Source organism: Aeromonas sobria, assembly GCF_050266975.1.
GTDB classification, from domain to species: domain Bacteria; phylum Pseudomonadota; class Gammaproteobacteria; order Enterobacterales; family Aeromonadaceae; genus Aeromonas; species Aeromonas sobria_B.
This window is the reverse complement of the sequence record NZ_JBKISU010000005.1, coordinates 17931-40921: the sequence shown is the minus strand read 5'-3', so window position 1 is coordinate 40921 and position 22991 is coordinate 17931. Positions and strand designations below refer to the sequence as shown.

The window sequence follows — 22991 nt, the reverse complement described above, 5'->3', positions numbered from 1 at the left end:
ATGGCTATTCCAACCCTGAACAATTACGCCATGCCCAGCCAGTGGAAGGCCAACAAGGTCAACTGGTCCCTGGATCCCAAGCGCGCCGCCCTGCTGATCCACGACATGCAGGAGTACTTCACCGCCTTCTATGGCGAAAACAGCCCGCTGATTGCGGCGCTCACCGAGCAGCTGGCCGCCGTGCGCAAGCAGTGCAAGGCCCTCGGCATTCCGGTCTTCTACACCGCCCAGCCCAAGGATCAATCCCCTGAAGATCGCGCCCTGCTCAACGACATGTGGGGCCCGGGTCTCAACAAGCGACCCGAGCAGCAGCAGGTGGTGGCCGCCCTGCGCCCGGAGCGGGACGACACCGTGCTGGTCAAGTGGCGCTACAGCGCCTTCCAGCGCTCCGAGCTCGAGCAGATGCTCAAAGCGCTGGGGCGGGATCAGCTGATCATCGGCGGCATCTACGGCCATATCGGCTGCATGATGACCGCCTGCGACGCCTTCATGCGCGACATCCAGCCCTTCTTCCTGGCGGACGGGGTGGCGGATTTCTCCCTGGCCGACCACCAGATGGCGCTGGACTACGTGGCGACCCGCTGCGGCAAGGTGATCCGCTGCGAGGAGGTGCTGGCGCTCGCCCCGGCTTCCACTTCTGCCGCCCAGCCCACCAATCCCTTGCTGACCAATCCGTTGCTGACGTATGAGGGGCTCAAGGCGCGGCTGCTGAGCCATATCGACGAGGACGAGGGGGAGTTTGACCCCGACGAGAACCTCATCGACTACGGTCTGGATTCGGTGCGGATCATGGCCCTGCTCACCGAGTGGCGCGCCGCTGGGGTGGAGCTCGGCTTCGTGGATCTCGCCAAGCTGCCGACCCTCAACGGCTGGTGGCGCCTCATCGAGGCCAAGCTGGCAGCCCAGGCCTTGGAGGTGACCCCATGAACCGCTTCCCCTTGACCATCCCCCAGCAGGGGCTCTGGTCCGGACATCTGCTGAACGATGACAAGGCGATGTTCAACACCGCCGAGTGCATCGCCTTCGACGGCAAGGTCGAGGCGACCGTGCTGGTCGCAGCCCTTGCCAAGGCGGTGGGGGAGTGCGAGGCGCTCAAGGGCCACTTCGAAGACGATAAGGAGGCGGTCTGCTTCGTCTCGCATGAGCTGCCCCTGGCCTATGAAGAGGTCTCCCTCGAGCGCGATGACGAGATGCTGGCCCGCGCCTGGGCCTGGGCTGATCTGCGCCGCCCGTTCGAGCTGACCCAAGAGGCACCCTGCCGTTTCGCCCTGCTGCGCGGCCCCGGCCGCGATTATCTCTACAGCTGCGTGCACCACATCGCCCTCGACGGCTTTGGCACCACCTTGCTGTTCCAGCGCATCGCCGAACTGTATGCCGAGGGGCTGGCCGGTGAGATGAACTCCCCATCTCCCTTCGGCTCGTTGGCTGAGGTGCTGGCAGAAGAGGCGAGCCGCGAGCAGAGCGGCAAGAACGACGCAGCACGCGCCTTCTGGCAGGAGCAGCTGCAAGGCTGGCCCGAGTTGAAGTCCTTTGGCGAGACCCGCGCACCGATTGCCGCCGACTTTATCCGCGAGAGCCGTCCGCTGCCGGCGGCGCTCTGGCAATCCCTGACCGGCTTTGCCGACGAGCACAAGCTGGGCTGGCCCGATCTGCTGCTGGCCGGCCTCTCGGCCCAGCTGTCGCTGTCGAGCGGCCAGGATAAGACCCTGCTCGGCCTGATGATGATGAACCGCATCGGCTCGGCGTCGCTGACCGTGCCCTGCATGCAGATGAACATTACCCCGCTGGCGCTGACTCTGGGTGAAGAACTGGATCTGGCGGGGGCTGCTGGCGCCGTGGCCAAGGCCAAGCGCGGGGTGCGCAAGCACCAGCACTACCGCTACGAGCTGCTGCGCCGCGACCTTGGCCTGGTGGGGGGCGACAAGCGCCTGTTCGGCCCGCTGGTCAACATCATGCCGTTCGATCACGCTCGCCGCTTCGGGCCGCTATCTGCCCATATTCTCAACATCAGCGCCGGGCCGGTGGAGGATCTCACCATCGAAGTGCAGGTCGGCGTCGATGGCCAGCCCAGACTGGATCTGGACGCCAACCCCGGCTGCTACCAGCAGGCCGATCTGGCTGCCATCGCCGATACCCTGTTTGCCCTGCTGGGCCGCTGGCTGGCCGAGCCCGCCCAGACCCTGGGGACGCTCAAGGCCGACTGGCTGGCCGAGCAGCGAGTCAGGGCCCTGATCGCCGGCCCCGCCCATGAAGTGATCAAGACACGGCCGGTGCTGGAGGCGCTCTGCCACTTCGCCGCCCAGACCCCGCACAAGATTGCCTTGGTTCAGAGCACGGAGCAGGGAGAGGCCCGCTTCAGCTACGAGGCGCTGCTGGCCAGATCCGAACAGATGGCGGCTGCCCTGCAGGCCGCAGGCGTCGCCCCCGGCGACAAGGTGGGGGTCATGCTGGCCCGCACCCCACAGGCCATCTTCGCCCAGCTGGCGGTGCTGCTGGCGGGCGCCGTCTATGTGCCCCTCGACCCCGAGCAGCCGCTGGAGCGTCAGGGCCATATCCTGCGGCTGGGGGAGGTCAAGACCCTCATCACCCAGGCCGAGTACCGCCACAAGCTGGCCAGCCTGTTTGAGGGGCGCACTCTCTTGGTTGGGGATCTGCTGGCGGGGGATCTGGTGAGCGATAACCGCTTGAACCAGCCGGCCGCCGGCCGCGCCGTCGCCTACCTGATGTTCACCTCGGGCTCGACCGGCCTGCCCAAGGGGGTGGCGGTGAGCCACGGCGCGCTGGATCACTTCGCCGCCGCCGCCCGCTGCCGCTACCACCTGGATGAAGAGGCGCGGATGTTGCAATTCGCCCCCTTCAACTTCGACGCCAGCATCGAGGAGGTGTTCGCCACCTTGAGCGCCGGAGCCACCCTGGTGCTGCGCACCGACGCTCTGCTCGAATCCATGCCCGCCTTTGCGACCGGGGTGGAGCAGATGGGGATCACCCACCTCGATCTGCCCACCGCGTTCTGGAACGAGTGGGTGGTGGCGCTGACGGCGGGTCAGGCCCACATTCCTGCCGGGCTTACCACCGTCATCATCGGCGGCGAGGCGGTCTACCCCGAGCAGCTGGCCCAGTGGCAGCGCCAGGGCCGCTCCGATGTGTGCCTGTTCAACACCTATGGCCCCACCGAAACGACCGTGGTGGTGACCACCCAGGAGCTGCAACAGGAAGACCCGAACCAGGCCCAGTTGCCCATCGGCCTGCCGCTGCCCGGCATGCAGGCGCTCATTCTGGGGGCGGGGGAGCAACCCGCCGAGGAAGGGGAGCTGGTGCTGCTCGGCCCGCAGCTGGCCAACGGTTACGTGGGGGGCGTGCAAGGGAGCTTTGGCACCCTGCGGGTTGGCGCGGAGCAGATGCCCGTCTATCGCACCGGCGATCGGGTGCGGCTGGTGGCCGGCCGGCTGGTCTACCTTGGCCGGCGCGACAACGAATTCAAGATAAGCGGCTATCGCATCCAGCCCGGCGAGGTGGAGGCCCAGCTGCTGGCCCTGCCCGGGGTGGACGAGGCCTGCGTGCAGGGGGTGAGCATCGGCAGTGTGCGCAGGCTGGTGGCCTTCGTGGCGGGGCCGGAGTGCGACAGCCGGGTCATCAAGGCGCAGTTGGCCAGGGTGCTGCCTGCCGCCATGATCCCCACCGACTATCGCCACTATGACCAGCTGCCCCGCACCGGCTCCAACAAGCTGGATCGCAAGGCCCTGCTGGACGCCTACCAGGCGGGCGGCGAAGCCCTGACCTTGAGCAGCGAGACCGAGAACCGGGTCGGCGCCATCTGGCAGCAGATCCTGGGGCTCGCCACCATGGCGCCCACGGACAACTTCTTCGAACTGGGGGGCCAGTCCCTGCAGACCATCCAGATAGTGAACCGGCTCGGCGCCGAGTTCGGGGTGCAGGTCAAGGTCTCCGACGTGTTCGATCACCCTCGCCTGGATGATTTCTGCCGTTTCCTCGACGGCCTGCTTGCCGAGGACGAAGAGAGCGTGGAGATGGTGTGGTGATGGATAAGGAGCAACAAGCAATGGCCTTTGATTTCACTGGCAAGCGGGTCTGGGTGACCGGGGCCGGGCGCGGCATCGGCCGCGAGGTGGCGACGCAGTTCGTGGCGGCCGGTGCAATCGTGGTGGGGCTGGATCTGGCGTTTCCCGAGGCCGACTACCCCTATGCCACCCGGCTGCTCGATATCGGTGACTCGAAGGCGGTCAACGCCAGCTGCGCAGCGCTGCTGGCGGACGGCGGGCTGGATGTGCTGGTCAACGGGGCCGGTGTGCTGCACCTCGGTCCTACCGAAACCTTAAGCGATGATGACTGGCACGACTGCATGACGGTCAACGCCAGCGGCGTCTTCTATCTGCTGCGGGCCCTGGTGCCCCACTTCAAGGGGCAGCAGCGCGGTGCCATCGTCACCATCGGCTCCAACGCCGCCCATGTGCCGCGCATGCAGATGGCGGCCTATTGCGCCTCCAAGGCGGCGGTCACCAGCCTGACCCAGACGGTGGGGCTGGAGCTGGCCCCCTTCGGCGTGCGCGCCAACCTGGTGTCGCCGGGCTCGACGGATACCCCCATGCTGCGCGGCATGCTGCCAAGCGAGGAGGCCATGGCCCGCACCATCGCCGGGCTGCCGGAGCAGTTCAAGCTCGGCATCCCCCTGCGCAAGGTCGCTACTCCGGCGGAGATCGCCCATACCGTCCTCTTCCTGGCCTCGGATCTGGCCAGCCACATCACGCTGCAGGATCTGGTCGTCGACGGCGGCGCCACCCTGAGTGCCTGAGGCTTGAGAAACAGATGAACAATATGATTTTGCTGTTGAAACAGCTGGAACGGCAGGGAGTGAAGCTGGCTTTGAACGAGAAAGGCCAGCTTATCTCCCAGTCGAGCAAGGAGGCGGTGACGCCGGCCATCGGTGCCACCATCAAGACCCACAAGGATGAGCTGGTGCGCTGCCTGGCGGCCCGTGCCGCCTTCGAGGCGCCCATTCTTGCGCTACGTGATGCCGAGGGCGCCCGGCAGGGGCCGCTCTCGTCGTCCCAGAGCGGGCTCTGGTTTATCGAGCAGTACGAGGAGGCCTCCCACCTCTACAACATGCCGGTCTATTTTCGCGTCAAGGGAGAGCTGGACACGGCGGCGCTGGAATTTGCTTTCGACCACCTGTTTGCCCGCCACCCCAGCATGCGTACCCGCTTCATCAAGGACGAGGCGGGCAGGGGGGCCCAGGAGATCCTGCCCCACACACCTTTCAAGTTGCAGATTGAGGACGTGAGCACAGAGCCCGCAGCCGAGCGCGAGGCCTATGTGGCCCGCCGGGTGCGCGAAGAAATAGGCCGTCCCTTCTCCCTGACCCAGGGGGATCTCAGCCGGGTGCATCTTATTCGGCTGGGCAGCCGCGAACACGTGCTGCTGATCACCCAGCACCACATCATCTCCGACGGCTGGTCGGTCAAGAACATGTTCGCGGATCTCAAGCGTGCCTTTCTTGCCCATCAGAACCGCGAGCCTCTGCAGGTAAGCGAGCTGTCGCTCACCTACATCGACTATGCCCGCTGGTTCAACTCACCGCGTTTTCTCGATTATCACGCCGAGTTCAAGCCGTTCTGGGTCGATCGGCTCGGTGGCAGCCCCGAGGTGCACGGTCTGCCGCTCGACAAGCCGCGCCCGGCCCATCAGGACAGCGGCGGCGAGCTGGTCTTCTCCACCATCGAGAGCGACCTGTGGGAGAGCTTCAAGCGCCTGTGCCAACGGTACAGCACCTCCAACTTCATCGGTCTGCACGCCCTGTTTGCCTTGCTGATGGTGCGCCAGAGCGGCGAGAAGGAGGTGGTGATCGGCACCCCGCTTGCCTATCGCGAGCGTCACGAAATCGAGTCGCTGGTGGGCTTTTTCGTCAACACCCTGGTGCTGCGCACTCAACTGAGCGGCAAGCCCAGCTTTGTCGACTATCTGCAGCAGTGCCGGGAGGAGGATCTGGCGGCCTTCGATCACCAGCTCTACCGTTTCGAGGCGCTGGCCGAGGCCATCGGCGCCGATCGCACCACCGCCATCAACCCCATCTTCCAGATCATGCTGGTCTATCAGGCCAAGGTGGACTTCAACGCTCTCATCCCCGGCTGCCAGCTGGTGGAGGAGACCTCGCCTGTGCTGCCGGCCAAGACCGACATCTCGGTCAAGGTGACCGAGCTGATGGATTCGGTCAGAGTGGACTGGCTGTTCGCCACCGCCCTGTTCGAGCGAGAGACCATCCAGGCTTATGCCGATCGCCTGCTGCACCTGATGCGCGCCGTGGTGGCGGCCCCCGAGACCGACATCTGGCAGTTGCCGCTGGAGGCGGGCACCGACCAGGCAGCGCTGGCCGCCGAGCTTGCAGACCTGCCGCCGGATTACCCGAGTCGCGACACCCTGCTCTGTCATATCGAGCGGCGCGTTGGGAAGTGCTCGGACGCGTTGGCGGTGAGCGACGGTGTGCAATCGTTGACCTATGGCGAGCTGGAGGTGCTAGCCAACCGGCTGGCCCACTGGCTGCAGGCTCAGGGCGTCACCCCGGGCGCCGCCATCGGCATCCAGGCCAGGCGCGATGTGGCCTTCGTCATCGCCCTGCTCGCCTGCTGGAAGGCGGGGGCGGCCTATGTACCGCTCGATCCTGCCTATCCCGCCGAGCGGCTGGCCCATATCCTTGGCGATGCATCCATCAGCCTGGTGCTGGGTGGCGTGCCGGATCCGCGGCTTGGCGAGGCGCTGGCGGGCACGACGGCCGAATATCACGATCTGCAAGGGCTGGTGCTGGACAAGATGCCAACCAGCACGCCCGCACTGCCTCGGGACGCCGCCATGCTGGCCCAGATCATCTACACCTCCGGCAGCACCGGCCTGCCCAAGGGGGTCATGGTGGAGCAGGGCAGCCTGGTCAACCTGATGGCGGATCACGGCGAGCGCATCGCCCTTGATCAGAATGGCGCCATGTTCAACTGCATGTCCCTCTCGTTCGATGCAGGCAACATGACCACCCTGCTGCCGCTCTACTGCGGCGCGGCCCTGCACTTCGGCGAGCCGGGCGAGGGGGTGATCGGTGCCGCGATCGCTTGCGGTGCCAGCCATATGATCCTGCCCACGGCGCTGTTGGCGAATCTATTGCCCCCGGCGGATCTCGGCTCCCTCAAGGCCATCGGCTTTGGCGGCGAGGCGTGCCCGAGCAGCCTGGTGGAGCGCTGGGGGGAGCGGGTGGCGCTATTCAACATGTACGGCCCGACCGAGTGTACCGTCACCGCGCTCTGCGCGCGGCTCACCCCGGGCGCGCCCATCACCATAGGTCGACCGGTCAACAACCTGAAGGCGCTGATCCTGGACGAGGCGGGCAACCTCTGCCCGGTGGGGGTGCCCGGCGAGCTCTGTCTGGCGGGGCTGGGGCTAGCCCGCGGCTATCTCAATCTGCCAGAGCGCACCCAAGAGGCTTTTATCGAGCTGGCCTTTGATGCAACGAATGATGAACCTACCCATCGCCTCTATCGCACCGGCGATCGGGCCCTGCTGCGCCGTGATGGCAACATCCAGTATCTGGGTCGGATAGACGAGCAGATCAAGCTGCGCGGCTATCGCATCGAGCCGGGGGAGATAGAGACCCGGCTTGCCGAATTGTGCCCAGCCATTCGCCAGATCAAGGTGGTGGTGCAGGAGGGGCGCCTGCTCGCTTACGCCTGTTTGCAGGCCGGGGCAAGGGAGCCCGACGGCGATGCCCTGCTGCAGCGGGCCGGCGAGTGCCTGCCCGAATACATGGTGCCGGCGCGCCTCTGCTGGCTGCCCGAGATGCCGCTCACCCCCAACGGCAAGCTGGACTTGCGCCGCCTGCCCGCCATCGTCTGGCAGCAGAGCAAGGGCGAGCCGCAAAACGAACTGGAGCAGACCGTGCTCGCCATCTGGCAAGGGGTGCTCAAGCAGCCCCTCGGGGTGGAGGATGACTTCTTCCGCTTAGGCGGTGACTCCATCCTCAGCATTCAGCTCACCACCCGGTTGCGGGATGCGGGATTGCACTGCAGCGTGAAGGACGTGTTCGAAGCCAAGACGGTACGCCGCCTCTGCCGCCAGCTCGGCCAGCAGCAGGCCGTCAGCCACAGGAGCGAGCAGGGCAGCCTGACCGGCGAGTTTCCGCTCCACCCCATTCAGCACTGGTTCTTCGAGCAGGGCTTTGCCAGGCCCGGTCACTGGAACCAGGGGGTGATCCTGCGCCTGCCGGCCGGGGTGGACGATGAGGCCCTGCGCGGCTGGCTGAATGCCCTGCGCCAGCACCACGATGCCCTGCGTCTGGCGGTGACCCCGACCGGCCAGCGCTACCTGGCCGAACTGCCATTACCGCCGCTGCCGACCCTGGATGCCGGCAGCCTCGATGAGGCCGGGCTGCAGGCCCGCCTGACCGAGCTGCAGGGAGATTTCGACCCTGCCAGCGGCCACACTTTGGCCTGGGCCCGCCTGCGCAATCTCTCTCTGGAAGGTGAGCGGGCGGGCGATCGCGAGACGGTGGAGGGGCTCTTCCTCGCCTTCCATCATCTGGTCATCGATGCCGTCTCCTGGCGCATTCTGGCCGAGGATCTGGTCCGGGTGAGCAGGAGCGAGCCGCTGCCCGCCAAGGGCAGCAGCTATCGCCAGTGGGGTGAGGGGCTCGCGGTCTACGCCAAACGGGAAGAGGATCAGCTTGGCTTCTGGCTGGCGCAGGGGGAAGGCAGCCAGGGTCACCTGCTGGAAGCGGCGCGTTCCGTCGATGGCCGCGCCGCCGCCAGCCTGCTGCAACTGAGTCAGGAGACCACGGCCCGGCTCATCGACACCGCCAACCAGGCCTACTTCACTCAGGTGCCCGACCTGCTGCTGGCGGCACTGACTCGTACCCTGAGCGAGCAGGGTTACGGCAGCCGTCACTGCGTGATGCTGGAAGGACACGGCCGTGAGGCCATCGATGCCGAACTCGACGTGAGCCGCACCCTGGGCTGGTTCACCAGCACCTACCCGCTGGCGCTGGCGGATGCCAAGGAGTGGGATGGGCTGGTGTGCGCCACCAAGGAGCGGCTGCGCGCCGTGCCGGACAAGGGGGTGGGCTTCAACGCCCTGCGGCTGCACCATCCCCGTGGGTCTGAGCTGCCCCAGGCCCTGGTCGTCTTCAACTACCTGGGGGTCAGCCATCAGGGCGAGGCCGCTCAGCCCTGGCAGCCCCTGCCGCTGGCACCGGGGGCACCCAGTTCCCCCGACAACTTGCCGCGCGAGCTGGTCAGCCTGCACGGTGGGGTGTTTGATGGCCGCCTCACCTTGCGCCAGGTGGGCGCCCTCAACCAGCAAGGGAGCGACGCCCTGATGGCGCGGCTGGCGGACAACCTGACGGCGTTGGTGGAGCACTGCTGCGCCCAGAAGGCCCCGCGTCACACCCCGAGCGACTTCCCGGGGCTTGGCCTCTCACAAGCCGCGCTCGATCGGGTGCTGAGCGGGCGTGAGGTGGAGATCCTGCTGCCCATGACCTCGCTGCAGCAGAGCATGTTCCATCACAGGGCGCTGCTGCCCCGGGATCACGCCTATCACCTGCAGACCGAGTTTGACTATCACCAGCCGCTGGACGTGGCGGTCTACCGTCAGGCCTGGCAGGGGCAGATCGCCCGCTGGCCGGCCCTTCGCAGCGAACTGGTGCTGGCGGACGGGGTCGCGCTGCAGCGCATTCTCAAGCGTGCCGAGTTGCCATTCCACTATGAGGACTTGTCTGAAGTGGGACATGCAGAGGCTCGGGTCCAGGCCTATCGCCAGCAGGATCTGGCCCGCCCGATCCCGCTCGAGCAGGCCCCCCTGCTGCGCCTTGCCTGCTTCAAAGTGGCCCCCGATCACCACAAGGTGATCTTCAGCGCCCATCACGGCGTGCTGGATGGCTGGAGCGGCCCCGTGTTGCTGGGGTCCTTGCATCGCGGTTATCAGGCGCTGATGAACGGCCTGCTGCCGCAGGGTGAGCCGGATACCGCCTGGCTCGAATTTGGCGGCCATATCGCCAGCCAAGCCCGCAGTGCCGAGGCTTACTGGCAGGGGCGGGAGGAACTGCTAACAAAGCCTAACGATCTCGCCTGCCTGTTCGGGGTGACGCTGGACGCTCGCTCAAGCGGGCGCCACACCCAGCAGCGACCGGCGGTGTGCGCCACGGCGCTGCCGGCCGAGGTGGCGGCTTTGCTCGCCCATCGTGCCCGCGAGCTTGGCGTGACCGCGGGCCTGTTGGCCCAATATGCCTGGCATCGCCTGCTGGCACGTCGCTCTGGCGATGCCGTCACCCTGGTGGGCAACGTGACCCCGGGACGGGACTATCCCATCGAGGGGATCACCGCGAGCGTCGGGCTCTACATCAACAGCCTGCCGCTGGCCCTGGAGTGGCGCACCGAGCTGACCCTGGCCGAGCATATCGCCCGGTTGCAGTCGGATCTTATGGCCCTCAATGAGCACGGCACCCAGTCCCTGGCGGCGCTGACCAAAGGCCGGGCCCGTCTGTTCCAGAGCCTGTTCGTGTTCGAGAACTACCCCATGCCGGCGGCCCCTGCCGCCCCCGAGCCCCACCAGCTGGTGCCGCGCTTTGGCGCCGTGGTGGAGAAGGTGGAGCTGCCTCTGTCGCTCGTGGTCAGCAGCCGGGGTGAGACGCTCCAGCTGCGCCTCGAATTCGACGGCGATCAGATCCCCGAGGCCCGGGCCGAGGCGGTGCTGGCTGACTGGCTGGCGGAGCTCGGTTGGCTGGCGCAGGCGGATCTAAGCCAGCCGGCCAGAGTGGCGGTGGCACAGTCCCCGGCGAGGGCGCAGGTGGCCATCACCCGGGCGGAGCCCGGCCTGGCTCTGCCACCGGCCGAGGCCCGCGAGCTGGTGGCCCTGTGGGAGCGCCAGTGCGGCGTGCCCGGCATCTGGCAGCAGACCTTGATGGATCTGGGGGTGGATTCGGTGCAGCAGCTCGCCCTGCTGGCGGCCCTCAACGAGGCGTTTGGCCAGGAGCGGGCGCCGCTCACCCTGCAGACCCTCAAGGCCCATCCATCCCCCAGCCGGCTCTATCGCCACTGGCTGGTGCGCCAAACGGAGGCCGTGCTATGACAGTGACCACCAAGAGGGCCCCGGCCCGGCCATCCATGGGAGGCGCCCCCCAGGGGGTGCCTAACCTCGCCTCGCGGCTGGCGGCTTGTCTGGCCGCCACGCCGCTCGCTCCCGCCATCCGTATGGGCGGGGTGGGCATCGGTGAGGGGGGATCGGATGAGCCGTGGCTCAGCTATGGCGAGCTCAATGCCAGGGTCGGTCAGATTGCCTCCCGATTGCAGGGGCTGGCGGTGGGGGAGCGGGTCGGCCTCCATCTCTCCCGCAGCCCCGATCTGGTGGCCAGCCTGCTGGCCTGCCTGCGCCTCGGCCTCTGCTTCGTGCCGCTGGAGCCGGACTTTCCGGTGGAGCGGTTGCAGGGGATCGCCCGTCAGGCGCGCCTGTCGGCGGTGATCTGTGACGACGAAGGGACGACGCCGGACTTCGGCTGTCCGCTGCGTACCCTCGACGGGCCGGCAGCGGCAGGGCCCGTCTCCTGGCCCCAGGTGGATGACGCCCTGGCCGCCTACATGATGTTCACCTCGGGCTCCACCGGCGAGCCCAAGGGGGTGGTGATCAGCCGGCGGGCTCTGCTCTGCTTCCTCGACGGGATCCGCGAGCGGCTCGGGCTCTCACCCAGCTGCCACTGGCTCTTCATCACCACCCCGGCCTTCGACATCTCCCTGCTGGAGATGCTGGGGCCGCTTTGGGGCGGAGGCCGGCTGACGGTGGCGGGTGGCGAGCACAACAAGGATCCCCTGGGGATGCTGGCGCTGCTCGAGGCGGACCCCTCCATCAACTGGCTGCAGGCCACCCCGGCCTGCTGGCGCATGCTGCTCAAGGCCGGCTGGCAGGGGCGCGATACCCTCACCGCCCTGTGCGGCGGCGAGGCGCTGGATATGGGGCTGGCCGAGCAGCTCTGTGCCCGCACCCGGCGGCTGTGGAACTGCTACGGACCGACCGAGGCCACCGTCTGGTCCCTGGTGAGCGAGGTGCGCTGGCCACCGCTTGATGGCCAGATCACCATCAGCCACAGCCTGCCCGGCTATCGCCACTGGGTGCTGGACGAGACGGGGCAGCCGGTGGCAGAGGGGGAGTGCGGCGAGCTCTGCATCGAGAGCCCGGCCCTGTGCGAGGGGTACTGGCGCAAGCCTTCTCTCACCACGGCCGCCTTCCTGCGCCTTGCCACCCATCGCCTCTATCGCACCGGGGACAGGGTGCGGCGGCTGGGGGCGGACCGCTTCCTTTATCTGGGGCGGCGCGATGATCAGGTCAAGCTGCGGGGCTTTCGCATCGAGCTCGGCGAGGTGGAGGCGGGGCTGCGCCGCCAGGCCGGGGTGCAGGAGGCGGCGGTGCGCCTGGTGGGCGAGGGGGATGAGGCCATGCTGGTGGGCTATGTGGAGGCGAAAAGCGGGGTGACCCTCAACCGCCTCGCCTTGCGCAAGGGGCTGCAGGCGACGCTGCCCCACTACATGGTGCCGGCGCGACTTGTTCTGCTGGATGCCCTGCCCAAGACCGGCAGCGGCAAACTGGACAGAAAGGCGCTGTCCTTGCCGGAATGATGAAGGGGCTGCAGGCGACGCTGCCCCACTACATGGTGCCGGCGCGACTTGTTCTGCTGGATGCCCTGCCCAAGACCGGCAGCGGAAAATTGGATAGAAAGGCGCTGCCCTTGCCGGAGTAGGCGTCTTGCCGAGCCATGGATACAAAGAAGCCCGCATGATGCGGGCTTCTTTTTGGCGTCAATCACGCGGACTTTATTGGGCGATGGGGGCCGCATCGGGTTTGGCCAGCAGCTGCTCGACGTCCTCGATCACCTCGAGGGCCGCCTGGGGGCCGCCGGTGGAGGTCCACAGGGACCCGTCCACGGCGCCAAAGCGCTTGCCCTTGATGGCGGTCAGTTGCTGGAAGGCGGGGGTCTGTTCGGCCTGCTTCATGGCATCCACCGCATCGCCGCTGGTGCTGAGGGTGCCGATCACGAGCCAGTCACCGTCCAGCAGGTTGAGGGACTCGAGACTCAGGGCCGGGGAGTGGGGGGTCTTGTCGCCGATCTGGTGGGCCGGGCGGGTGAGCCCCATCTCGGTGACCACGCTGCTGGCGAAGGTGCCGCCGTGCATGTAGCTCGGCCCCTTGGGGTTCCAGCGCACTATGCTCATCTGCTCCCCCTGGTGCGTGGCAAGCTTGCTGCGGGCCTCGGCCAGGCGGGCCTCATAGCGGGTGAAGAAGTCCTTGGCCTCGGCGCTGCGGTTCATGGCGTCGGCGCTGCGCTCGAAGATGGTCTTCCAGGACTCGCCCCAGTGGCCGGTGACGACTGTGGGGGCGATCTCCTTGAGCAGGGCCAGGAGCTCGGGCTTGGTCTGGCCGGTGAGGATGAGGTCTGGCTCGAGATCGATGAGGGTCTCCAGATTGGGGTTGTCCAGATCCCCGACCACCTGTATCCCCTTGCCCGCCTTGCCGAGCAGATAGCGGGGCAGGGTGGGCTGACCGCGACCGTTGACGGTGCCCACCGGTTGCAGCCCCAGGGTCAGGGCGCTGTCGAGATCGATCTCGCTCAGCACCACGACCCGCTTGGGTTGGGCGGGCACCGCCAGGGTCTTGCCGTCGGCGTCGGTCACCTGACGGGTCTCGGTGTCGGCCTTGGCCTGGAAGCCGACCAGACTGGCCAGCATCAGCACGGCGGCCAGAGGAGAAGCGATCTTCATCTGTTACATCCTTCTTGGTGAAATCGGGGGAGACAGGACCCCAAACGGGCGCAAACATGCTACCACAAAAGTAAGTGATAACAATTGTCGTTTGTGTTTGTCGCCTCGAGGGGGGAGCTTTTGCTACCATGTCCCCTTCTTGGCAAGGAGCCCTCTATGCCCGCTCTCCCCTCATCCGTCGCCTCGGATCAAGGCTTTATCCGCCATCTGGACAGTCTGCCGCTGCCGGGTGCCAGCCATCTGTCGCTGCAACGGGTCTGCTTCGATGCCGCCGCCTTTACCCCCGCCTGCTTCGCGGCTCACGCCATGGCGCTGCCCGCCAGCCTGCAGCGTGCGGCCCCCAAGCGGCTGGGAGAGTTTCTGGCGGGGCGCCTCGCAGCCCGCGAGGCCCTGCGTCCCTTTGGCCTGGCGGGATGCAGCGTTGCCATCGGAGCGGCCCGGGAGCCGCTCTGGCCCGCCGGGATGGAGGGGAGCATCAGCCACAGCGTGCTGGCGGGACTGGGGGTGGCGCTCTGTGGGGTGCGCCCCGCAGAGGGGGGCATGGGGCTGGATCTGGAGGCCTGGCTGGGGGATGAGCAGGGGCACCAGCTCTGGCCCGGCATCATGGATGAGGAGGAGTGGGGGCGGTTGGCGACGGGGGCCAGCGCCGCCCAGCTGAGCAGGGCGGAGGGGCTCACCCTGGTGTTTTCTGCCAAGGAAAGCCTGTTCAAGGCGCTCCATCCCAGGGTGGGGCGCTATTTTGACTTTCTCGACGCCCGCTGGCTGGGGATGACGGAGCAGACACTCACTCTCGAGCTCAAGACGGCCCTGACCCCGGCCCTGCCCGCCGGTTGGCGCGCCACCCTGCACTGGCAGCCGCTGCCGGGTGGGGTGCTCACCGCCCTGCTGCTGTGAGGGGCCGGGTGCTTGTCTCCTGCCAGTGCCAGACGGCGGTTTCTTTGTCTCAATCTCAGGCCTGCTTCATGGCTGGGGCCTGGGGGCGGCGGCGCGGCACTATGATGGGAGCGCCGTCGCCGGGGGCGTGCAGTATGTCCACGTCGGTCTGGTAGAGGCGGTCGATCAATGGCTTGGTCACCACCTCCCGGGCCGGGCCCATGGCCTGGATGCCCCCCTCACCGATGGCGATCAGCTCGTCGCAGTAGCGGGCGGCGGTGGCGAGATCGTGGATGACGATAAGCACCGTCTTGCCCTCGGCGGTGATCTGGTGGATCGCCTCCATCACCTCGGTCTGATGGCCTATGTCCAGGGCGCTGGTGGGCTCGTCCAGCAGTATGATGTCCGCATCCTGGGCCAGCACCATGGCGAGCCAGACCCGCTGGGCCTGACCGCCGGACAGCGAACTGGCGCTCTGCTGCAATATCTCCCCGAGCTGCATCCGCTCGCAGGCCCAGCGCACCATGCGGGCGTCTTCCAGGCTCCACTGATTGAACCAGCCCTGGTGGGGGTGGCGGCCGTACTGCACCAGCTGCTCGACCTGGATGCCGGCGGGCACCAGGGGGCGCTGGGGCAGGTAGGCGAGCTCCCGGGCCAGGGCCTTCTTGTCATAGCTGCCAAGGGGCCTGCCCTTGAGCAGTATCTCGCCGCCCTGGGGCAGCTCCTGGCCCGCCAGCAGCTTGAGCAGGGTGGATTTGCCGCCCCCATTGGGGCCGACGATCCCCACCAGCTTGCCCTGGGGAATGGTGACGTTGATGTCCTTGAAGACGGGCTTTTGCTGATAGCCGAAGTGAAGGCGGTTAACGGTGAGCGTCATCAGTCGGTTCTCTGTCTGTCTTTGATGAGAAGGAACAGCAGCAGTATGCCGCCAAGAATACGGGTCATGATGCCGGTGGCCACCTCGTGGGGGCTGGCCAGCACCCGCACCAGGGTGTCGCTCGCCAGCAGCAGCAGGGCGCCGCACAGGGCGGCAATCCACAGCGGCACGATGCGATCCCGGCTGAGCCAGGAGGCGAGGATGGGGGCCGCCATGGCGATGAAGACCACGGGGCCGCCGATGGCGGTGCCAAGGGCCGCGACGACGATGGCCTGGGCCAGCACCCCGATCTGCACCCGGTTCACATTGACCCCCAGGCTCTGGGCGGTGACGGGTCCCAGGCGCAGCACGCCGAGGGCGCGGGAGAGGTAGACTACCCAGGGGCAGATGAGCAGGATCAGTATCCCCACCGGCAGCACTGTGCCGTAACCCTGACCGACGAAGTTGCCCATGTTCCACAGGTAGAGGCTGGTGAGGTGCACCAGGGACTGGGTGGACATCACGAACTGGCCGAGGGCGCTCATCAGCTCGGAGACGCCGATGCCGATCACCACGAACAGGTAGCCCTGCTCCCCCGGCTTGTTGCACAGGGCATAGAGCACGGCGGCGGCAAACAGGGCGCCGAGCGGCGCGGCCCACCAGGGCCAGGTGCCGAGGGTCAGATAGAGGGAGAAGATGATGATGGCGAGCGACGCCCCCTCGTTGACCCCTATCATGTCCGGGGTGGCGAGGCGGTTGCGAATGAGGGTCTGCACCAGGCAGCCGGAGAGGCCCATGGCGGCGCCGGCCACCAGCACCGCCAGGATGCGCGGCAACCGCAGCTTGAATACGGTGACCTGGTCGAGTCGACTCCCCTCGCCAAGCAGTGTCTGTATGACCCCCACCATGGTGATCTTGCCGGAACCCAGGGTGAGGGCCAGCAGGGAGAGCAGGATGAGGGCGACTAGCAGCCCGAGCGTGATCAGCCAGGCGCGGCGATCCAGCAGCAATGCGCCTCCCCCCAGTCGCAGGGAGAAGGTGCCGGAGGGGAGGGAAAGCGGAGTCTTGTTCATGGGATTTCTCATCGAGCAGGGCGACCTTATTTGACGGCCAGCAGGGAGCGGAAGCCGCCGCCGCGCACCACCAGGATGAGCACGGGGGCGCCGACCAGCGCCAGGATCACCCCGTTGGGCAGCTCGAACGGCTGGATCAGCCAGCGAGCCAGGATGTCGGTGCCGAGCAGAAACAGCACCCCGAACAGGGCGGAGAAGCGCACCTGGATGGCGAGGCGCACCGGCTCCACCAGGCGGGCGCAGTAGGCGGCGAGAAAACCGACGAAGCCGATGGGGCCGGCGATGGCGATGGCGCAGGCGGTGAACAGGGTGGCGGCCAGGAGCACACCGATGCGCACCCGGGTCGGCCGTATGCCGAGCGCCTGGGCCTGGGTGTCCCCCATCTGCATCAGGGTGAGCTGGCGACACAGCGCCAGGGTCAGCAGCAGACCGGCCAGGGCGAAGGGGACCACGGTGAGCACGGCGTCGAGATCCGAGGCGGCCAGGGACCCCAGATTCCAGAAACGGAACTGCTCCAGCACCACCTTGTTTGAGAGCAGCAGGAAGTTGGAGAGACCGCCGAAGGTGGCGGAGAGGGCCACCCCCACCAGGATGAGCTTGAGGGGGTTGGCGCGCCCCACCATGAGGCCGAGGCCGAGCACGATGAGGTTGCCAAGCAGGGCCCCCATGCCGGACCAGAGCAGGTAACCGTAGGCGGATTCGACCCCGAACCAGGTGAGCCCTATCACCAGGGCGAACACGGCGCCGGCGTTGACCCCGAGCAGGCCGGGTTCGGCCAGGGGATTGCGGGTGGCGCTTTGCAGCATGGAGGCCGCGAGCGCGAGGCAGACGCCCACCACCAGGGCACACAGGGTGCGGGGCAGGCGCAAGGTATTGACTATCATGGCGAGTTTTTCATCGGCCACCAGGGCGGGATCGCCCAGCAGAAATCCGGCGACCTCGCGGCCACCATAGACACCGGCGCCTGTGGCCAGTGACAGACAAATCAGCAGGAAGAGCAGCAGCACGCCGAGCCAGAACAGCCGAGCTTGGTATCTGAGCACTCAATGACTCCTTCAATACGGGGCGGCAGAAACGCAAAAAGGGAGCCCGCTTGGGCTCCCGCATACAGGGTGGATTACAGCTTGTACTCTACGCCGGCGTAGACGCTGCGACCTTCCAGGATGAAGTCGGCATCGGTGGCGGTCTGGTCACGCTGGGTATTGGTCAGGTTGGTGATACCCAGCTTGAAGTCCAGGGCCGGGGTGACGGTCCAGTTGGTGTTCACGTCCAGGGTCTGGTAGTGCTTGGCGCGTAGCACCTCGCCCTTGACCGGGACCGTCATGGACTGACTACCCACATACTGCCAGGCCAGGTTGGCGCTGACCACGTCGCTCGCCTGCCAGTCCAGGCTGAGGTTGCCGGTGTGATCCGGAGTCTTGGTGAGATCCTCGCCTGTGCTGCGATCCTCGGAATCCAGCAGGGTCCAGTTGCCCGCCAGCTTGACATTGTCCAGCACGTCGAACCAGCCGGTCAGCTCCAGCCCCTTGATGCGGGCTTTCTTGATGTTCTGGTAGGTCATGACGGAAGGCATGTAACCCTGGGCAGGGCGCCACTGATCGCTCTGGATCAGATCCTCGATCTCGTTGTGGAAGGCGGTGACGCCGGCGCCGAAGCGATCGGCCTGGTAGGCGGTCCCGAATTCATAGCTGACGGCGGTTTCCGGCTTCAGATCCGCGCTGCCCACGACCTGGCAGCGGCCACGGCAGGCGGTGGTGGCGAAGCCTTCGCTGGACTGGGCCAGGGTGGGCGCCTTGAACGCCTTGCCGATGCCGCCCTTGAGCACCCATTCGTCGCTCAGGGAGTAGAGGGCGTAGGCGCGCGGGCTGAACTCGTTGCCATAGGTCTCGTGGTGATCCAGACGACCGGAGAGGGTCAGGGCCAGATCGCCCAGGCTGAACTCGTCTTGCAGGTAGACGGCGCTCTGGTTGGCGCTGACGCTGCCATTGGCGATGCTACGGCTGTGTTCGAGTTCGGTGTCGCGGAACTCGGCGCCTGAGGTGAGCAGGTGATCTCCCAGATAGCCGCTGACCTGACCGTCCACCGTGTGGTTGGTCTGGGTGACATCGGCGGCGCCGCCATTGAGCTCGGAGTCATCCATCAGGTCGGTCTGTTCGAAGTAGTAGCGAACCCGGCTGTCGAAGTGCTGCCAGCGGCCGTTGTGGGTCAGCCCCAGGCTCAGGCGGTCGAGCTCCTGCACGTTGTGGGGGGTCGCCACTGCGGTGGCGGCGCGAGGCACGTTGTTGAAGTAGCTGTCCATGTCGTTCTGGTTGTAGCCCAGATCGAAATCGATGTCCTGGTTGTCCGCCACCAGCCACTTCAGGCTGGAGAGCACATTGACCACTTCGCGTTTTTCCAGGGCATCGGCGTCCGGGTTGTTGCTCTGCTCGCTCTTCCAGTTGTCACGCTGATAGCCTTCCACCACCAGGCTGCCCAGCAGGGTGTTGTCGATGAGGGAGCCGGAGACGAAGGCGCTGCCCTGGTTGGCGTCACCGCCCTCGCCCTTGGTGGGCATGGTGTGGGTGTAGGCCACGGCGGCTTCGGTCTTATCCCTGGCTTGGCGCAGGATCACGTTGACCACGCCCCCCAGGGCATCGGCACCGTACAGGGAGGAGACGGGGCCACGGATCACCTCGATGCGCTCGATGGCGGCCATGGGGATGGAGCTCAAGTCGAAGTCGTTGCCATAGGCGCTGCCCAGGGTCTCGCGGGCGTTGACCCGCTTGCCGTTGACCAGCAGCAGGGTGTAGTCGCCGCCCATGCCACGGATCTTGATCTCGTTGCGGCCGGTGGGATTGGTGCCGACCACGTTGACACCGGGCACATGCTTGAGGGCATCGCCGATGTTGTTGACGTTCATCTTGTCCAGATCGGCGCGGGTCACCACGGAGACGCTGGCCGGCGCCGTCAGCTCGGTGTGCTTGGTCTGGGTGGCCGTGACCACCATGGTCTCGTTGGCCTTGGGCGCGTCAGCCTGGGCCAGGGCCGGCAGGGCCAGCAGACCGAGGGAGAGCAGGCTGGTTTGCAGCGGGTTCAAGCGAAAACCTGGGGTGAACTGCATGGTCAAAACTCCATTTAACGTGTTTATTGTTGAGGAAAAACAGGTAATTAGACTCACTCACTTCCTTGTCTGACCGAAGGGGCAGACTCATTGTTGTTATGGGTGGATCTCAGGGCCCTGAGCAGCGCCACCACGCCCAGGCAGGCGAGCAGGGTGCAGGCGATGTTGAGCCAGGCCAGGTCGGCAAAGCCCAGCAGGCGGGCCTGTTCATCCGATTGCAGATAGCGGGCAGACCCCAGGCTGGCGAGCCCGGCGGCAATATTGGTGACCGTGCCCTGAAAGGACATGAAGGCGGCGCGCTGCTGGGGCGGGGGAATGGCCGCGGTGATGGCGAGGGTGGTGCTGGCGCGGGCCGAGCTCAGGGCCATGAAGAGGGTAAACAGCAGATAGACGGGCATCCCCACCGGGGTGGCGAAGCCGAGTAGGGTGACCAGGGCCAGCAGCAGGCTGGTGATCAGGATGGCGCCCATGGCGCGGCCCTTGTCTATCCAGCCGCCGCACAGACGCATGGTGGCCATGCTGGCCAGACCGCCGCACAGATAGAGGCTGGCAATCTGCTCGCGGGGGAAGCCGAGGTTGAACTGGAAATAGTTGGCAAAGTGCGGGATCAGCAGGAAGTGACCGGCCATCTGCAACGCCAGAATGGCGAGGGCGCCCTGACACAGGGGGGAGGCCATCAGGCGCCAGATCCCGCCATGTCCCGCCTCTTGCCTGACCGGCAGGGAGGGAATGAGCACCCCGGCGGCCAGGGTCAGCAGCAGTCCGGCGGCGCCGAGCAGCAGGAAGGGGCTCTGCCAGCCAGACCAGTGGGAGAGGGTGAGGGCGATGGGCACGATCAGGATGGCGGCCAGGGAGAACGCCATGCCCACATAGGCGAGCTTGCGGCCCCGCTCGGCCGGGGGCACCAGGTCCAGCACGGCCGCCATCAGAATGGCGGAGAGGGGACCGGCGACGCAGCCGGAGAGAATGAACAGGATCAGCAGTTGCTGGCTGCTCTGGGCCAGGGCGCAGGCGATCAGCAGGGTGAAGCGCAGGGTCAGCAGCAGCAACAGGGCCGGGCGGCGGTTGAAACGATCGAGCCAGGGGGCGGCCAGGAGTCCCACCAGGGCCGCCCCCAGGGTGGCGCCCCCGCTGAAGTAGCCGGTCTGCTCGGGGGCCATGGCAAGGGCGAGCACCAGCTCGGCGCCAAGGGGCATCACCATCATCATGCTACCCATGGATAACATGTTGATTAACAGCGCTAAATGTATGACGGCCGCCGGTCTGGCACCCTGGAAAAAAGGGATCACAAGAGTCTTCTCGAGCACAGGAGCCCGAATTCTATCCGAGGATTTTTTTCATGACAACAAATGATAATTGTTTTTATTTGTATTGTGAGGCGCTTCTCTCGCCGCCTTGTGGGCGCCAGATGGCCTCTTCTTTGCCCCGCCGCCCGCCGCCCAGCCCGCAGATCCCCATCATCCGCCACCCCAGGGCCGAGCTGGGCCTGCTGGCGGTGCAGCATCTGGTGAGCCGGATCCGCAACCAGGCCCTGGAGGTCGAGTCCATGAGGGTGCAGCCCGAGCTTATCGTTCGTCGCTCGCTCAAGTCCCTGGGCTGACGGCGCCACGAGTGCCATGAACCAGAAACCCCCTCGCTGGCGAGGGGGTTTCTGTTTTTGGGGCGCCTCAGGCCTTGAGGCCGAGCCGCCTGGCGAGTCGGTGCAGGTTGCCGCCGTCCAGATCCAGCGCCCGGGCGGTGGCCGCCCAGTTGCCGTCATGAGTCGCCAGGGTCTGCTCGATGAGCTGGCGCTGGAACAGATCGGTGGCGGCGCGAAGACCCAGGCCCGGGACGGCCTGGGGGGCTGGCTGGCGGGGGGCATCGGCGGGCAGGGGCGAGCCCGTCGCCCCCAGGTTGAAGTGATGGGGGGCCAGTGCGGGTGAGGGGCTGCCCTGCTCGGCCCTGGCCAGCACGGCGGCGCGGTGGATGGCGTGTTCGAGTTCGCGCACATTGCCCGGCCAGTCGTGACCCTCGAGCAGTGCCAGGGCGTCTGGCTGGATGCGCAGCTGCTCCAGCCCCAAGCCGAGGCGGCAGCGCTCGCAAAAATAACCGGCCAGCAGGGGGATGTCGCCGGGGCGCTCGCGCAGCGCCGGGGCCTGGATCGGGAACACGCTCAGCCGGTGGTAGAGGTCGGCTCGGAACTGCCCTTCGACCACCGCTTGTTTCAGATCCCGGTTGGTGGCCGCCAGGATGCGCACATTGACCTTGAGTGGGGTGTCGTCACCGATGCGTTGCAGATCGCCGTATTGCAGCACCCGCAGCAGCTTGGCCTGCAGCGGCAGAGAGAGCTCGCCGATCTCGTCGAGAAACAGGGTGCCCTTGTCCGCCAGCTCGAACTTGCCCGCCCTGTGGTGAATGGCGCCGGTGAAGGCCCCCTTCACGTGGCCGAACAGCTCGCTCTCCGCCACCGATTCCGGCAGGGCGGCGCAGTTGAGGTAGACCAGGGGCGCATGGGCGCGCGGTGAGCCGCCATGCACCGCCTTGGCGATCAGCTCCTTGCCGACCCCGGTCTCCCCCAAAATCAGCACGTTCAGCTCCGAGCTCGCCACCACGTCTATCTCGTGGCGCAGCCGTGCCATGGCTGGGGAGTGGCCTATCATCTCCGGCTGGCCCTCGGCATGGGGGGTCGAGGCGAGCGGCTCGCTGCTCTGGCGGGCGAGCCGCTCCAGCAGCAGGGCGTTGCTGAGGGCGGCGGCGGCCAGGGCGCCCACCAGCCGCAGCTCCTCGTCGCTGATGCCGTCGAACTGGGCCGGATTCATGCCGTCTATGGTCAGGGCGCCGATCAGCGTCTGATCCGAGAACAGCGGCAGGCCGACGCAGGCGTGCACCTTGAAGTCGTCGTGATCCGGCAGCAGGCCGTCATAGGGGTCGGGCAGGCTGCTGTCGGCGGGGAAGCGCACCACGTCGCCGGCGCGGGCGATGGCCTCCATGCGAGGGTGATCCCGCAAGGCGAAGCGGCGCCCCAGCACGTCCTGCATCAGGCCGTCGATGGCCAGTGGAATGAACTGGCCCCCCTCGTAGCGCAGCAGGGCCGAGGCATCCGAGTGCAGCAGGCTGCGCACGCTCTGGATCAGGCGGTGGAATCTGTCCTGATGGGAGATGCCGAGTTGCAGGTCGAGGGCGATGCGCGCCAGGCGGTCGGTCGAGATCACGATGATTGTCCAAATGACAGTTTGTTTGTGAATATGACTATATATAGTGGCTGTCCAAATGACAATTTTGGTTTTTTGTTCCCATTAAAAACAATAGGTTACGAG

The 22991-nt window shown here is 66.7% G+C and carries 13 protein-coding genes and 2 pseudogenes; 8 read left to right on the top strand and 7 right to left on the bottom strand.

Annotated elements, in window-relative coordinates:
* The 6 genes and pseudogenes from amoB to ACLHZ1_RS04115 form a co-directional block, all read left to right on the top strand.
* A complete protein-coding gene (amoB, locus tag ACLHZ1_RS04140) occupies positions 1-927 on the top strand; it encodes an amonabactin biosynthesis bifunctional protein AmoB (protein WP_264786703.1) in 927 nt (308 codons plus the stop codon).
* The gene (amoF, locus tag ACLHZ1_RS04135) at positions 924-4040 is read left to right on the top strand and encodes an amonabactin biosynthesis non-ribosomal peptide synthetase AmoF (protein WP_427261082.1); all 3117 of its coding nucleotides are present in this window, start codon (positions 924-926) and stop codon (positions 4038-4040) included. The genes amoB and amoF overlap by 4 nt, the downstream gene beginning before the upstream one ends.
* Before the next feature lie 20 nt (positions 4041-4060).
* On the top strand, positions 4061-4810 hold the full coding sequence (gene amoA, locus ACLHZ1_RS04130; RefSeq protein WP_319893212.1) for an amonabactin biosynthesis protein AmoA: 750 nt from the start codon (positions 4061-4063) through the stop codon (positions 4808-4810).
* Positions 4811-4824: 14 nt separating this feature from the next.
* A complete protein-coding gene (gene amoG, locus ACLHZ1_RS04125; protein ID WP_427261081.1) occupies positions 4825-11115 on the top strand; it encodes an amonabactin biosynthesis non-ribosomal peptide synthetase AmoG in 6291 nt (2096 codons plus the stop codon).
* Positions 11112-12653 (top strand): amonabactin biosynthesis glycine adenylation protein AmoH, encoded by a 1542-nt coding sequence (gene amoH / locus ACLHZ1_RS04120; protein WP_427261080.1) that lies wholly within the window; start codon positions 11112-11114, stop codon positions 12651-12653. The genes amoG and amoH overlap by 4 nt, the downstream gene beginning before the upstream one ends.
* Positions 12650-12775, top strand: a pseudogene (locus tag ACLHZ1_RS04115) (hypothetical protein); the annotation flags it as partial. The gene amoH and the pseudogene ACLHZ1_RS04115, both read left to right, overlap by 4 nt.
* Before the next feature lie 73 nt (positions 12776-12848).
* On the opposite strand, the gene ACLHZ1_RS04110 reads toward ACLHZ1_RS04115, so the two are convergent.
* A complete protein-coding gene (locus ACLHZ1_RS04110; RefSeq protein WP_427261079.1) occupies positions 12849-13793 on the bottom strand; it encodes an ABC transporter substrate-binding protein in 945 nt (314 codons plus the stop codon).
* A gap of 156 nt (positions 13794-13949) precedes the next feature.
* On the opposite strand from ACLHZ1_RS04110, the gene ACLHZ1_RS04105 reads away from it, so the two are divergent.
* Positions 13950-14687, top strand: a complete 738-nt coding sequence (locus ACLHZ1_RS04105; RefSeq protein WP_427261078.1) for a 4'-phosphopantetheinyl transferase family protein — start codon at positions 13950-13952, stop codon at positions 14685-14687.
* A gap of 55 nt (positions 14688-14742) precedes the next feature.
* Here ACLHZ1_RS04105 and ACLHZ1_RS04100 read toward each other — a convergent pair whose 3' ends face one another.
* The 5 genes from ACLHZ1_RS04100 to ACLHZ1_RS04080 all read right to left on the bottom strand — a co-directional run bounded on the left by ACLHZ1_RS04100 (position 14743) and on the right by ACLHZ1_RS04080 (position 20921).
* Positions 14743-15543: an amonabactin ABC transporter ATP-binding protein gene (locus tag ACLHZ1_RS04100; protein ID WP_427261077.1), complete on the bottom strand. Its 801-nt coding sequence runs from the start codon at positions 15541-15543 to the stop codon at positions 14743-14745.
* Positions 15543-16607, bottom strand: coding sequence for an amonabactin ABC transporter permease subunit 1 (locus tag ACLHZ1_RS04095; RefSeq protein WP_427261076.1), 1065 nt, complete (start codon positions 16605-16607; stop codon positions 15543-15545). The genes ACLHZ1_RS04100 and ACLHZ1_RS04095 overlap by 1 nt, the downstream gene beginning before the upstream one ends.
* Positions 16608-16621: 14 nt before the next feature.
* Complete coding sequence (locus ACLHZ1_RS04090; RefSeq protein ID WP_427261075.1) at positions 16622-17638, bottom strand: amonabactin ABC transporter permease subunit 2; 1017 nt, start codon at positions 17636-17638, stop codon at positions 16622-16624.
* Between the two features lie 74 nt (positions 17639-17712).
* Positions 17713-19695 (bottom strand): siderophore amonabactin TonB-dependent receptor, encoded by a 1983-nt coding sequence (locus ACLHZ1_RS04085; RefSeq protein WP_427261074.1) that lies wholly within the window; start codon positions 19693-19695, stop codon positions 17713-17715.
* A gap of 53 nt (positions 19696-19748) precedes the next feature.
* Positions 19749-20921, bottom strand: coding sequence for an MFS transporter (locus ACLHZ1_RS04080; RefSeq protein WP_427261073.1), 1173 nt, complete (start codon positions 20919-20921; stop codon positions 19749-19751).
* Positions 20922-21136: 215 nt separating this feature from the next.
* Here ACLHZ1_RS04080 and ACLHZ1_RS04075 point away from each other — a divergent pair.
* A pseudogene (locus ACLHZ1_RS04075) lies at positions 21137-21295 on the top strand (transcriptional repressor PurR); the annotation flags it as partial.
* A 67-nt stretch (positions 21296-21362) separates the two neighbouring features.
* Here ACLHZ1_RS04075 and norR read toward each other — a convergent pair.
* The gene (norR, locus tag ACLHZ1_RS04070; RefSeq protein ID WP_427261072.1) at positions 21363-22886 is read right to left on the bottom strand and encodes a nitric oxide reductase transcriptional regulator NorR; all 1524 of its coding nucleotides are present in this window, start codon (positions 22884-22886) and stop codon (positions 21363-21365) included.
* Between the last annotated feature and the right edge of the window lie 105 nt (positions 22887-22991).

What these genes read in the sequence shown, in the direction of transcription:
- ACLHZ1_RS04105 (WP_427261078.1), top strand. Translation starts at nt 13,950, where the DNA reads ATGCCCGCTCTCCCCTCATCCGTCGCCTCGGATCAAGGCTTTATCCGC.
- ACLHZ1_RS04100 (WP_427261077.1), bottom strand. Translation starts at nt 15,543, where the DNA reads ATGACGCTCACCGTTAACCGCCTTCACTTCGGCTATCAGCAAAAGCCC.
- amoA (WP_319893212.1), top strand. Translation starts at nt 4,061, where the DNA reads ATGGCCTTTGATTTCACTGGCAAGCGGGTCTGGGTGACCGGGGCCGGG.
- ACLHZ1_RS04095 (WP_427261076.1), bottom strand. Translation starts at nt 16,607, where the DNA reads ATGAGAAATCCCATGAACAAGACTCCGCTTTCCCTCCCCTCCGGCACC.
- ACLHZ1_RS04080 (WP_427261073.1), bottom strand. Translation starts at nt 20,921, where the DNA reads ATGTTATCCATGGGTAGCATGATGATGGTGATGCCCCTTGGCGCCGAG.
- amoH (WP_427261080.1), top strand. Translation starts at nt 11,112, where the DNA reads ATGACAGTGACCACCAAGAGGGCCCCGGCCCGGCCATCCATGGGAGGC.
- amoB (WP_264786703.1), top strand. Translation starts at nt 1, where the DNA reads ATGGCTATTCCAACCCTGAACAATTACGCCATGCCCAGCCAGTGGAAG.
- ACLHZ1_RS04085 (WP_427261074.1), bottom strand. Translation starts at nt 19,695, where the DNA reads ATGCAGTTCACCCCAGGTTTTCGCTTGAACCCGCTGCAAACCAGCCTG.
- amoG (WP_427261081.1), top strand. Translation starts at nt 4,825, where the DNA reads ATGAACAATATGATTTTGCTGTTGAAACAGCTGGAACGGCAGGGAGTG.
- amoF (WP_427261082.1), top strand. Translation starts at nt 924, where the DNA reads ATGAACCGCTTCCCCTTGACCATCCCCCAGCAGGGGCTCTGGTCCGGA.
- ACLHZ1_RS04110 (WP_427261079.1), bottom strand. Translation starts at nt 13,793, where the DNA reads ATGAAGATCGCTTCTCCTCTGGCCGCCGTGCTGATGCTGGCCAGTCTG.